Consider the following 12,296-nt stretch of genomic DNA (forward strand, 5'->3'; position numbering starts at 1 on the left):
CCGCTCCTACCGTGGAGCCCATGCAGAAGAACTGGCTGTTCGGTGGCGTATACGGGACGGTGCTCAGCAGCGCGCTGCTCGCGGCGCTGCACAGCGAGGGCACCCCGTACACGCCGTATTACAACGCCGCCTGGATCCTGGTGACCGCCGGCACCGCCGCGCTCGCCCACGCGTACGCGCATCACATGTCGTGTCACCGGCAGGACAGCGGCAAGCACCGGTGGCGGCGGCTCGCGGTGGCCGTCTCCGACGAGTGGCCGGTGATCATCGCGTGTATGCCGACCGTGCTGCTGCTCGTCATATCCGGCCCCGCCGGCTGGCGGGAAAGCGACGTCACCACCGCCGGGCTGGCCCTCAACGCGGCCCTGCTGTTCGGCTGGGGCACCTTCGCGGCCCTGCGGGTGGGCTACCGGCGCCGGGCCGCCGCGTTCATCGGCGGCGCGGACGCGGCGATCGGCGTGCTCATCGCCGGTGCGAACGCGGTCATCAAGTGACAGACAAGAACAGGCTGTAGCGCAACCTCGGTAACACCGGGTTCACAAACGGGCAACGGACGGGAAATCCGCAGATGTGAAGCTGCCCGCACCGGCGCACCCTCCCACCGCCGGGACCCCGCACCGCCGAGCCCGCCGCACTGGGCCCGGCACACCCCGCAGCTCCCCCGAAGGATGGCTTCCGTGACGTTCAAGGCCGAGTACATCTGGATCGACGGCACCGAGCCGACCGCCAAGCTCCGCTCCAAGACCAAGATCATCGCGGGTGCGTCCGCCGACGCCGAGCTGCCCGTGTGGGGCTTCGACGGGTCCTCCACCAACCAGGCCGTGGGACACGCCTCCGACCGCGTCCTCAAGCCGGTCTTCTCCTGCCCGGACCCGATCCGGGGCGGCGACGACGTCCTCGTACTCTGCGAGGTCCTGGACATCGACGGCACGCCGCACGCGTCCAACACGCGCGCGCTGCTGCGTCCCATCGCCGAGCGGTTCGCCGCTCAGGAGCCGATCTTCGGCATCGAGCAGGAGTACACCTTCTTCGACGGCACCCGCCCGCTCGGCTTCCCGGTCGGCGGCTTCCCGGCCGCGCAGGGCGGCTACTACTGCGGTGTCGGCGCCGACGAGATCTTCGGCCGCGAGATCGTCGAGAAGCACCTCGACCACTGCCTCGCCGCGGGTCTGAGCATCTCCGGCATCAACGCCGAGGTCATGCCGGGCCAGTGGGAGTTCCAGGTCGGCCCCGTCGGGCCGCTGGAGGTCTCCGACCAGCTGTGGATCGCGCGCTGGCTGCTCTACCGCACGGCCGAGGAGTTCAACGTCTCGGCGACCCTCGACCCCAAGCCGGTCAAGGGCGACTGGAACGGCGCGGGCGCGCACACCAACTTCTCCACCAAGGCCATGCGCGAGGGCTACGACGCGATCATCACCGCGTGCGAGTCGCTCGGCGAGGGCTCCAAGCCGATGGACCACGTCAAGAACTACGGCGCGGGCATCGACGACCGCCTCACCGGCCTGCACGAGACGGCCCCGTGGAACGAGTACTCGTACGGCGTCTCCGACCGCGGCGCCTCGGTGCGCATCCCGTGGCAGGTCGAGGTGGACAAGAAGGGCTACATCGAGGACCGCCGCCCCAACGCCAACGTCGACCCGTACGTCGTGACGCGGCTCATCGTCGAGACCTGCTGCACCGGGCTTGAGAAGGCCGGACAGGTCTGAGCCGAGCGAGCCGGAGTTTCGGCCACGGTTTTTCCCGAGGGCGTTCACCGCGTACGTGCGGTGGGCGCCCTCCGGCGTTCCCTCCCGCCTCCCCTCCGGCCTTTCCGGCGGCGGGATTTGGCCACCCCGTGCCAAGGATCCGTATCAGCACGTGGGAGGGCGCTGGGCGGGTCACGGCCGATCTGGTTGAATGGGCGCATGGCCAGCTTCCCGAACCCCGCTACAGGTCGCAGCGACCTTGAGCCGTTCTGGCCGTCCCGTCAGGACCACGACTTCGACCGGGTGTGTTGCCGCGCGACGAACGCGCCGGCCCTCTAAAGCCTCCCTTCTCCGAAGGCCTTCGGCCCGCGCGCACGACGTACGTCCCTGACGACTCCGCGCGAAAGAGCTGACCTCTCATGGCGAACACCCGTACCGTCTCCGCCTCCGCTGCGACCGCCGCCCACCCCGGTCCCGTACCTCTGGGACGCCATCGACTCCGTGCCGTCGACCGTGACGAGGTGGCCGCCACCGGCACCGTCGTCGACTTCCTTCCGCCGGGCGCCACTTGGCTGCCCGCGCCCCAGCACACCGTGCCCGTCCTGCCCGGCCGGCCGCCGATGATCGGCTATCTCGTGCTCGTCCCGGCCGACCAGCAGCCACCGCTCGCGGCCGCGCCCGAACCGCTCGTCGAGGTACCGGCGCCCGTGACCGGTGACGAGCTCGTACGGATCGACACGGTGCGCCGGACCGCCGAGGTCGACGGGCGCGTGCTCGACCTCACGTATCTCGAATTCGAGCTGCTGGCCCATCTGGTGGCGCACCCGCAGCGGGTGCACACCCGGGACCAGCTGGTGACCACCGTCTGGGGGTACGGCCATGTCGGCGACGGCCGGACCGTCGACGTCCATGTCGCCCGGCTGCGCCGCAAGCTCGGCGCGGAGAATCGTCACGCCATCCAGACGGTCCGGCGGGTCGGGTACAAGTACGCGCCCTGACCCGCCCCTTGGTCCCCCGCACCGGCGCCCCCGGCACGCTTCTCCCGTGCCGGGGGCGCCCTCGTGTGCGGACACAGCGACGAAAACGGGCAGGATACGAGGTCAGGGGGTGTTGCCAGGTACACCCCGGTCGGGGGGACCGGCCCCGTGACCGCACCCGTGCGGCGCGGCGAGACTGGGGTCCGCAAGCTCGGCAGGGCCCATGAAGGGGGACGACGACGATGGTGAAGAAGATACGGGCGGGGCTGCTCGCCGGTGGCCGGGGGTTCGGCCTCGCGACGAGCGGCATGGCCGTCGGGATCCTCCTGTTCACCCTGGCCGTCGTGTCGATCAGCCTGATCCCGATCGGCGTCGGTGTGCTCACCACCCCGGCCGCGCTCGACGCGGTACGGGTGTACGCGAACCGGCGCCGCTCCCTCGCCCATGAGTGGCTCGGGATGGAGATCGCCGTTCCGTATCGGGCGCTCCCCGGCACGCAGCGGGCCGGGCTGCTCGGCACGGCCGAGCGGTGCGGGCTGCTCCTGAAGGACCCGGCGACCTGGCGCGACCTGGAGTGGCTGTTCGCCGACATGACGGCGGGTGCCGTCGTCGCCCTCCTGGCGCCCTGTCTGCTGCTCTACAGCGTGTGGGGCATCGTGCTCGCGGCGGGCGTCTGGAAGCCGATCGACAACGCGGGCGGCGGCCTGTGGTTCACCTTCGTCCACATCACCTCGCAGCCGACGGCCAACCTGGCGGCCGTCCTCGGTGTCGTGTACGCGTTCCTCGGCCTGTTCGTGAACCCGTACCTGGTACGGGCCAACTTCGCCATCGCCAGGTCGCTGCTCTCCCCCACCCGCGAGCAGGCGCTCGCCCTGCGGGTGGAGCGGCTGACCGAGACGCGGCACGACGCGGTGGACAGCTCGGCCGCCGAACTGCGCCGGATCGAGCGGGATCTGCACGACGGGGCACAGGCCCGGCTCGTCGCCATGGGCATGAACCTCGGCACGATCGAGGCGCTGATCGAGAAGGACCCCGAGCAGGCCAAGCTGCTGCTCGCCAAGGCGCGTGAGTCCTCGGCCGAGGCGCTGACCGAGCTGCGCGACCTGGTCCGGGGCATCCACCCGCCGGTCCTCGCCGAGCGTGGTCTGGGCGACGCGGTACGCGCCCTTGCGCTGCGTATGCCGGTGATGGTGGACGTCGACGTGGAGCTGCCGCCCGGTCGCGCCGAGGCGCCGGTGGAGTCGGCCGCGTACTTCGCGGTCAGCGAGCTGCTCACCAACGCGGTCAAGCACGCCGAGGCCGACCGGATCTGGGTCGACCTCTCGTACGCCGGTGGGGCGTTGCGCCTCTCGGTCACCGACAACGGGCGCGGCGGGGCGAACGTGGGCGGCGGGTCCGGGCTGAGCGGGGTCGAACGCCGACTGGGTACATTCGACGGCGTCCTGGCCGTCAGCAGTCCCGTGGGCGGCCCCACCATGGTGACCGTGGAGATTCCTTGCGCGTTGTCCTAGCCGAAGACCTCTTCCTGCTCCGCGACGGTCTGGTGCGGCTGCTTGAGGCGTACGACTTCGAGATCCTCGCGGCGGTCGAGACCGGGCCCGAACTGACGCGTGCGCTGGCCGAGTTGGAGCCGGAGGTGGCGATCGTGGACGTACGGCTGCCGCCCACGCACACCGACGAGGGGTTGCAGTGCGCGCTCGCCGCGCGGCGAGCGCGGCCCGGCCTGCCCGTGCTCGTCCTGTCGCAGCATGTCGAGCAGCTTTACGCGCGTGAGCTGCTGGCGGACGGGAACGGGGGCGTCGGGTATCTGTTGAAGGACCGGGTCTTCGATGCCGATCAGTTCGTGGATGCGGTGCGGCGGGTTGCGGGCGGGGGTACCGCGATGGATCCGCAGGTGATCTCGCAGCTTCTTTCCCGCAAGGTGCGGGACGCTCCTATCGGGGGGCTTACTCCGCGTGAGCGGGAGGTCATGGAGCTGGTGGCTCAGGGACGGTCCAATGCGGCGATCGCTTCGCAGCTGGTGGTGACCGAGCGGGCCGTTGCCAAGCACACGTCCAACATCTTTGCGAAGTTGGGCTTGCCTGTGTCTGACGATGACAATCGGCGCGTGCTCGCCGTGCTGGCGTATTTGGAGCAGGGCTAGCCGCTTCGCGGGGGGTGCGGTGTTCGGCTGCGGACCGTGGGGGCTGGTCGCGCAGTTCCCCGCGCCCCTTAAGAGGCCGGTGGGTCAGTGCAGGTCGTGCGTGGCTTGTCGCGCCCACGCGGCGGAGCCGCCAATGTCACAGCCCCGCGCCCCTATAAGTGGCCCAGGGTCGCATCGAACCGCATCGGACCGCGCCCCTGTAGGTGACCCCGGACCGGATTGGCGCGGGCATGCGCCCCGCGCGGGTTAGCCTGGCCTGACCATGAACCGCATGACCACGCCCTGGGGCGAGTACGAGCTGAACCGTTTTCCTGAGGATCCGCGCGATCAGCTGCGGGCCTGGGATGCTGCCGACGAGTATCTGCTGCGGCATCTGGAGGACACGGGTGCCGACCTCTCGGGGGCCGTCGTCGCGCTCGGGGACCGGTGGGGGGCCTTGACTACCGTCCTCGCGGCCCGGGGCACCGGCTCGGTCACTCAGATCAGTGAGTCGTTCCTTGGGCAGGAGGCCACCCGGGCCAACCTGGCTCGCGCCGGGGTGCCGGAGGGCTCCGTAACCCTGCTCTCCACGCACGACGCACCGCCCGCCCGGGTGGACGTGCTGCTCGTACGGGTGCCGAAGAGCCTGGCGCTCCTGGAGGACCAGCTGCACCGGCTCGCCCCGGCCGTGCACGCGGGGACCGTGGTCGTCGGCACCGGCATGGTGAAGGACATCCACACCTCGACACTGAAGCTGTTCGAGAAGCTGCTCGGGCCGACGAAGACCTCGCTGGCCGAGAAGAAGGCCCGGCTGATCTTCTGCGAGCCGGATCCGGAGCTGGTCCGTCCGGTGAACCCGTGGCCGCTGACGTACTCCCTTGAGATGGGCATCGGCCCGGCCTCCGGGCTCGCCGTCGTCAACTACGCGGGCGTGTTCTGCGCCGACCGCCTCGACATCGGCACCCGCTTCCTGCTCCAGCACATGCCGACGCGTACGGGCCCGGACCGGGTCGTCGACCTCGGCTGCGGCAACGGCATCGTGGGGACGGCGGCGGCGCTCGCCAACCCCGAGGCCTCGGTGGTGTTCACGGACGAGTCGCACCAGGCGATCGCCTCGGCGCGGGCCACGTTCCGGCTCTGCACGGGCGCGGCCCGCGAGGGGGACGCCGAGTTCCGGTTGGGCGACGGGCTGAGCGGGTTCCCGCCGGGCACCGCCGACCTCGTACTCAACAACCCGCCGTTCCACACCCATCAGGCGACGACCGACCGTACGTCGACGCGGATGTTCACGGACGCGCGCGACGCGCTGCGCGAGGGCGGCGAGCTGTGGGTGGTCGGCAACCGGCACCTCGGCTACCACCTCAAGCTCCAGCGGCTCTTCGGCAACAGCGAACTCGTCGCCAGCGACCCGAAGTTCGTGGTGCTGCGCGCGGTCAAGCGCTGACGAGCGGTCACCGGGGCGGCCCGTGCGCCCCGGTGTTCCTGGAGATACCTACGAAATAGCCGGGGCGTTGAACGCCCCATGAGCCACATCCGTATGGAACGACGCGCTGCTTCAAGCGAAGGAGTTCCATGCGACGCTCATCACGCTCATCACGAAAACGCTCGACACTGGCCGGCCGTATGGCGATTGCCTCGGTCGCCCTGATCCTGGGCGGGGGTGGGCTGGTCGCGGTCAATGTGTATGCCTCTGCCAATGAGGGCCAGTCCGGCCCCGGATCGGGCCAGAATTCCGGGCAGTTGAATATCGGTCAGCAGATGTCGACCATCAGCTGCCCGGACGTGACCAACAGCCTGCCGGACGTACCCGATCAGGCCCGGCCGCAGGTCGACCGCGAACTGGCCGACATTGACACGCAGATCACCAACGCGTACGAGAAGTTCGCCTCGAACAAGGACAAGGTCGCCCGGGATCCGGGCTGGGCGGACCGGTCCGTCCTGGCGCCGCTGAAGGACAGCCGGGCGGCGTCGCTGAACCGGATCGGCGCCGCCATCGGTCGCGTCGGCGGGCAGCAGCCCCAGGGGCTGCAGGGGCTCGCGGCGTGCAGTATGCGCGCCGACGACAACGGCGGCGCGGCCGCCGCCAACGGGCAGGCCCAGGGCCAGCAGCAGGGCCAGACCCAAGGTCAGGGCCAGGCTCAGGGCCAGGGTCAGAACGTCGGTGGGCAGGGGCAGGCCCAGGGCGGAGGCCAAGGGCAGGGGCAGAACGTCGGTGGCCAGGGGCAGGGCGCCCTCGGGAACGGGCCCTCGAAGAGCGACTTCGTCGACATCCGGTCCGTCCAGCCCAACGTCCGCACCCCCCGCACCCAGCGCAACGGTTCCACCGGTCTGTTCACCAGTAATTGCGGCGTCAACCAGAACGCCAAACGCAACCCCGACAACGTCATCGTCGCGCCCGGCGTGAGCAATGGCGCCCACCATATGCACGACTACGTGGGAAATCAGGCCACCGACGCCTTCTCCAGCGACACCGATCTGGCCAACGGCGGGACGAGCTGCCAGAACCAGGGCGACAAGTCCACGTATTACTGGCCGGTGTTGCGGCTGCAGAACGGGCAGAACGAGAACGACGCCAACGCGGACGGCGGCGGCAAGGACCAGAACGTCGGCAAGATTCAGACGCCGGTCCAGGTCACCATCAAGCTCGCCGGAAGTCCGGTCAGCAAGGTCACCGCGATGCCGCGTTTTCTGCGGATCATCACGGGTGACGCGAAGGCGTTGACCAACGGTGACGCCAATGCCAACGCGTCATGGAGCTGCACCGGTTTCGAGAACCGTCAGCTCAAGGACAAATACCCGATCTGCCCGCAGGGCAGCAACGTGGTGCGCACCTTCAAATTCCAGAGCTGCTGGGACGGAAAGAACACCGACAGCGCGAACCACCGGACGCATGTCGCCTTCGCCCAGAAGAACGGCGCGTGCCCGGCCGGATTCAAGGCGATCCCGCAATTGCAGCAGCGGATCGTGTACGCCGTGCCGCCCGGTCCCGGATTCGCCGTGGACTCGTTTCCCGAGCAGCTCCACAAGCCTGTCACCGATCACGGTGATTTCATCGACGTCTTCAGCGATTCGCTGATGAGGAAGGTGGTGAACTGCATCAACACGGGGCGCAGTTGCGCCTGACACACAAGGCGCGCACGCGCCTGCATAACCGCTCCCCCTGATGGCTCCCCCGGGCTTCTGGGCCCGGGGGAGCGCCCCCTGCGCGGTCAGCTCATGTGGTGGTGTCCGGAATGGTTGGTCCCGGTCTCGACACTGCCACCGAGCCGACCGCGCAGCGCGTTGACCACGGTCTCGTCGCCGACGGCGACCCATTTGCGGCCCACCAGATAGGCGCCGCCGTAGTCCTTGGCCCCGTTGATCCACTCCCGCTGGCCCCGGTCCGTGGCGAACGTCGCCAGGACGTAGCGCCCGTCCGAAGTGGTGCAGTTGGCCTGCCGCAGCTCCGTCGCATTCGTGGAGATCTTCGGCTTGCACGCGGCTTTCGCCGCGATTTCCTCAAGTGTTCCGCCGGTCGCCTTGGGCGCGTCATCACCGTGTGATCCGCAGCCCGCCGCCAAGGTCATCAATGCCGCCGCCAGGGCCGCTCGTATGAGTTTGCGCATTCTCTTATCGTGCCCTCAACCACCGCTTCCCCGTGGGTATTCGGCCATATCAGTGACCTCATTTACCGGTCCCCCGCACCTTTTCGTTACCGTGCGCTCCGCACGCGCCTGTTGTCACCGCAACAACACGAGGAGCGCAGAGCCGATGACAGCCGATCTTCCGAAGACCGCCGACCTTTCGAGACGCGTAGTGCTGGAGACCGCCGGTGCGGTGGGGGCCGGGGCCGCCATCGGGGCCGGGACCGCGACCCCCGCGTACACCGCGAGCCCCACCGACCCCACCCGCGCCGCCCTCACCCGTCTCCTCTCCCACCACGCCGACCAGATCAACCTCGTCCCGCTGCCCGCCGACGGCCCCGACCGCTTCCGCGTCACCGGCAGCACCGGACGTATCGAGATCGCCGCCACCGGCCCGGCCACCGCCCTCACCGGCCTGCACTGGTACCTCAAATACACCTGCAAGGCCCATCTGACCTGGGCGGGAAGTCAACTCGACCTGCCGCGGCGGCTGCCCGCGCCCGCCCGGCCGGTGGAGCGCGCGGCCACCGTCCCGCACCGGTTCGTCTGCAACGACACCCACGACGGCTACACCGGCCCGTACGCCGACTGGCCGCGCTGGGAGCGGCTGATCGACGTCCTGGCGCTGCACGGCTGCAACGAGGTGCTGGTGACTTCGGGCCAAGAGGCCGTCTACCACCGGCTGTTGCTCGACTTCGGGTACACGGACGAGGAGGCGCGCGCGTGGCTGCCCGCGCCCTCGCATCAGCCGTGGTGGCTGCTCCAGAACATGAGCGGGTACGGCGGTCCGCCCTCCCCCGCGCTGATCGAGCGCCGCGCGGCGCTGGGCGCGCGGATCACCGCACGGCTGCGGGAACTGGGGATGCGGCCGGTGCTGCCGGGCTACTTCGGGACCGTCCCGGACGGTTTCGCGTCCCGCAATCCCGGCGCACGGGTCGTCCCGCAGGGCAGCTGGAACGGGCTGCGGCGCCCCGACTGGCTCGATCCGCGCACGGAGGCGTTCCCCCGGGTCGCGGCCGCCTTCTACCGCCACCAGGCCGAACTCCTCGGCGAGGCACGGCACTTCAAGATGGATCTGCTGCACGAGGGCGGCACCCCGGGCGACGTCCCGGTCGCCGACGCGGCCAGGGCCGTCGAGCGCGCCCTGCACACCGCCCGCCCCGGCGCGACCTGGGTGATACTCGGCTGGCAGACCAACCCGCGCCGGGCCGTCCTCGACGCCGTCGACAGGTCCCGGGTACTGATCGTCGACGGCCTCTCGGACCTCGCCACGGTCACCGACCGCGAGAGCGACTGGGGCAGTACGCCGTACGCGTTCGGCACCATCCCGAACTTCGGCGGCCGCACCACCATCGGCGCCAACACCCACCACTGGGCGGCCAAGTTCACCCAGTGGCGCGACCAGCCGGGCAGCGCGCTGGTGGGCACGGCGTACATGCCGGAGGCCGCCGAGCGCGACCCGGCCGCCTTCGAGCTGTTCAGCGAGCTCGCCTGGCGGACCGAGCCGGTGGACCGGGAGGCGTGGTTCCGTACGTACGCGGACATCCGGTACGGCGGCGAGGACGGCCACGCGCGCGAGGCGTTCGCCGCGCTCGCCGCCACGGCGTACCGGCTGACCACCGCCGACGGCCGGCCCGTCGACTCGCTGTTCACCCGCCGCCCGTCCCTCACGGCCGCCGCCGTGACCGCCTTCGACCCGTCGCTCTTCGACGGCGCGTTCGCCCAACTGATGGCTGTACGGCCCGAGTTGCGCGAGTCGGACGCGTACGCCCACGACCTCACCGACCTCGCCCGCCAGGCGCTCGCGAACCGCTCCCGGCTGCTGCTGCCACGGCTGCGGCTCGCGTACGAGGAGAAGGACCGGGCCGCCTTCCGCACCCTGAGCAGGCTCTGGCTCAAGCTGATGCGGCTCGCGGACGAGATGTCCGGCTGCCACCGGGCGTTCCTGCTCGGCCCCTGGATCGAGGACGCGAAACGGTTCGCTACGAGCGCGCAGGAGGCGGTACGCCTGGAGTGGACGGCCCGCACCCTGATCACCACCTGGGCGGACCGCTCGGCGGCCGACAACCTGAGCAACTACGCGGACCGCAATTGGCAGGGCCTGCTGGCGGATCTCCATCTCCCGCAGTGGCAGGCCTACTTGGACGAGATGGCGGACGCGCTGGCGGACAACCGGCCGCCCCGGCCCTTCGACTGGTACCCGGGCGAGGAGGCGTGGACGCGGGAGCGTGGCGCGTATCCGGTACGGGCGACGGGCGACCCGTACCGTACGGCCCGGCGTGTGCACGACACCCTCGCGGGCGCCCCCTACCAGGGCACCGTCACCGTCGCCGCCGACCCGGTGAGCTTCACCCCGGGCTCCACGGGCACGGTCACGGCCGTCTTCCGCAACCTCAACGGGCTGCGGGCGACGGGCCGCGTCGACTTCACGCTGACCGGACTCGACGCCCGGCCCGAGGACGAGACGTTCCTGCGACGGGTCCCGGCGGCGGGCGTGGGAGCGGTGCACTGGCGGGTCACCGCACCCGCCGGGCCGCTGACCGTACCGCTGGCGCCGATGCCGTACGAGCTGAGCACGCGGTACGGGCCGGACGGCGAGGACCGGGTGAGGGCCGTCCAGCGCTCCGCCCTCTGCCTGGCCGCGCCGCTGAGCGCCCGGTGGCGGACGTTCACCAGCAACGACGCGGTCTTCGGCGAACTCGGCGACCGGCTCGCGATCAACGGCGGCGGCCAGGACCTGTGGAAGGGCGTGGCCCAGTTCGGCACGGCGTACCGGCCGGGGGCGATGGTGACGGGCACGACCGCGACCGTGCGCGTCGACTCCCAGGCGGATACGGGGAGTTGGGCCCGCTGCGGGATCGTCGTACGCAATGGATTGGCCGTGCAGGGGGCCGCCGGTTTCGTCAATCTGGCTGTGACGCCGGGGCAGGGCGTGGTGCTGTCGTACGACGCGGACGGCGACGGGCTGCTCGACACCTACCGGCGCCTGACGGGCGTCCGCGCGCCGGTGCTGCTGCGCCTGAGCCGGGGCCCGGCCGGGTCGTTCACCGGCACCTGCTCGACCGACGGCGGCGCGAACTGGCGGCCCGTGGCCACCGCGACCGTCCCGGCGACGTCCGCGGTCCAGGACGCCGGGGTGTTCATGACGGCGGCGAACGGGGCGGACGGGGTGCGTGGGACGGCGGAGTTCAGTGAGTGGTCGGTGCGGTAGGGGCGGCGGGTCCTGCGTTGTCCGCGTGGCGGATGATGTCGGCATGGATGCCCCTGTGCTCGCACCCGTGTACGTCGGCGGAGTCCAGCTCGGCGCGTACGCCTCCCGGAAGCTGCTCGACGCCCCCGCCTGCCAGGACCTGCTGCGCGCCTGCTCCACCAACGTCGACAACCTGAGCGCGGGCCGCTGGCCGACGCTCGGGCTGAGCGCGTTGGTGGTCGAGGAACCGATGGAACTCCCGTACGCCCTGCTGCTGCTCGCGGTCCTCGGATACGCCGAGTACGCGCGCGGTGCGTGGTGGACGGCCGGGGTGTTCCTGCTCGGCCACATCGGCGCGACGCTGCTCGTGTACGGCGGGCTCGTCGCCTCCCGCCCCTCCCCGACGACCCGGTCGGCGCTCGACGTCGGCACGAGCTACGGCTTCTACGGGGTGGCGGGCGCGCTGACGGGCACCCTGCCGCGCGGCCCGTGGCGCACGGGCGCCCGGCTCGCGCTCCTCGCGCTCAGCGCACGCCCGCTGCTGCGCCGGGAGCGCACGTTCACGGACGCGGGGCACGCGGTGGCGCTGTGCCTGGGGATGGCGGCGTCGTGGGGTGGTCGGCGGTAAGGGCTCCGCGGTCTGGTTACGTTTCGTGGCAAACCTGGGCACACATGGACGAGTCCATGTCGCTTCATCCC

The 12,296-nt window shown here is 70.8% G+C and carries 10 protein-coding genes; 9 read left to right on the forward strand and 1 reads right to left on the reverse strand.

Annotated features, from left to right (window positions below; translation table 11 throughout):
• Positions 1 to 20: 20 nt before the first annotated feature.
• From BG418_RS33350 to BG418_RS33380, 7 genes are all read left to right on the forward strand, one after another.
• A complete protein-coding gene (locus BG418_RS33350; RefSeq protein WP_188277801.1) occupies positions 21 to 494 on the forward strand; it encodes a hypothetical protein in 474 nt (157 codons plus the stop codon).
• 183 nt (positions 495 to 677) lie between these two features.
• On the forward strand, positions 678 to 1,706 hold the full coding sequence (gene glnII, locus BG418_RS33355) for a glutamine synthetase (RefSeq protein WP_188277802.1): 1,029 nt from the start codon (positions 678 to 680) through the stop codon (positions 1,704 to 1,706).
• Positions 1,707 to 2,104: 398 nt separating this feature from the next.
• Positions 2,105 to 2,683 carry a winged helix-turn-helix domain-containing protein gene (locus BG418_RS33360; protein ID WP_188277803.1) on the forward strand — a complete coding sequence of 193 codons (579 nt, stop codon included), beginning with the start codon at positions 2,105 to 2,107 and terminating at the stop codon, positions 2,681 to 2,683.
• A gap of 221 nt (positions 2,684 to 2,904) precedes the next feature.
• Entirely contained in the window at positions 2,905 to 4,173 is a 1,269-nt protein-coding gene (locus BG418_RS33365; protein WP_188277804.1) for a sensor domain-containing protein, read from the forward strand.
• A complete protein-coding gene (locus tag BG418_RS33370) occupies positions 4,158 to 4,805 on the forward strand; it encodes a response regulator transcription factor (RefSeq protein WP_188277805.1) in 648 nt (215 codons plus the stop codon). Before BG418_RS33365 ends, BG418_RS33370 begins: the two co-directional genes overlap by 16 nt.
• A 271-nt stretch (positions 4,806 to 5,076) precedes the next feature.
• Complete coding sequence (locus BG418_RS33375; protein WP_188277806.1) at positions 5,077 to 6,228, forward strand: methyltransferase; 1,152 nt, start codon at positions 5,077 to 5,079, stop codon at positions 6,226 to 6,228.
• A gap of 128 nt (positions 6,229 to 6,356) precedes the next feature.
• On the forward strand, positions 6,357 to 7,907 hold the full coding sequence (locus tag BG418_RS33380) for a DUF1996 domain-containing protein (protein WP_188277807.1): 1,551 nt from the start codon (positions 6,357 to 6,359) through the stop codon (positions 7,905 to 7,907).
• Positions 7,908 to 7,993: 86 nt separating this feature from the next.
• On the opposite strand, the gene BG418_RS33385 is transcribed toward BG418_RS33380, so the two are convergent.
• On the reverse strand, positions 7,994 to 8,389 hold the full coding sequence (locus BG418_RS33385; RefSeq protein ID WP_188277808.1) for a hypothetical protein: 396 nt from the start codon (positions 8,387 to 8,389) through the stop codon (positions 7,994 to 7,996).
• A gap of 145 nt (positions 8,390 to 8,534) precedes the next feature.
• Between BG418_RS33385 and BG418_RS33390 the strand changes: the two genes are divergently transcribed.
• Together BG418_RS33390 and BG418_RS33395 are read left to right on the forward strand one after the other, a co-directional pair.
• Positions 8,535 to 11,618, forward strand: a complete 3,084-nt coding sequence (locus BG418_RS33390; protein WP_188277809.1) for an alpha-N-acetylglucosaminidase — start codon at positions 8,535 to 8,537, stop codon at positions 11,616 to 11,618.
• 43 nt (positions 11,619 to 11,661) lie between these two features.
• Positions 11,662 to 12,225, forward strand: a complete 564-nt coding sequence (locus BG418_RS33395) for a rhomboid-like protein (protein ID WP_188277810.1) — start codon at positions 11,662 to 11,664, stop codon at positions 12,223 to 12,225.
• The last annotated feature ends 71 nt before the right edge of the window (positions 12,226 to 12,296 follow it).

Origin of the sequence: Streptomyces sp. CBMA152 (assembly GCF_014596475.1) — a bacterium.
In the GTDB taxonomy this organism is placed as follows: Bacteria; Actinomycetota; Actinomycetes; order Streptomycetales; family Streptomycetaceae; genus Streptomyces.

Excerpts from the sequence above, each read along its gene's own strand:
- BG418_RS33380 (WP_188277807.1), top strand. The coding sequence starts at position 6,357 with ATGCGACGCTCATCACGCTCATCACGAAAACGCTCGACACTGGCCGGC.
- BG418_RS33395 (WP_188277810.1), top strand. The coding sequence starts at position 11,662 with ATGGATGCCCCTGTGCTCGCACCCGTGTACGTCGGCGGAGTCCAGCTC.
- BG418_RS33360 (WP_188277803.1), top strand. The coding sequence starts at position 2,105 with ATGGCGAACACCCGTACCGTCTCCGCCTCCGCTGCGACCGCCGCCCAC.
- BG418_RS33390 (WP_188277809.1), top strand. The coding sequence starts at position 8,535 with ATGACAGCCGATCTTCCGAAGACCGCCGACCTTTCGAGACGCGTAGTG.
- BG418_RS33375 (WP_188277806.1), top strand. The coding sequence starts at position 5,077 with ATGACCACGCCCTGGGGCGAGTACGAGCTGAACCGTTTTCCTGAGGAT.
- BG418_RS33385 (WP_188277808.1), bottom strand. The coding sequence starts at position 8,389 with ATGCGCAAACTCATACGAGCGGCCCTGGCGGCGGCATTGATGACCTTG.
- BG418_RS33350 (WP_188277801.1), top strand. The coding sequence starts at position 21 with ATGCAGAAGAACTGGCTGTTCGGTGGCGTATACGGGACGGTGCTCAGC.
- BG418_RS33365 (WP_188277804.1), top strand. The coding sequence starts at position 2,905 with ATGGTGAAGAAGATACGGGCGGGGCTGCTCGCCGGTGGCCGGGGGTTC.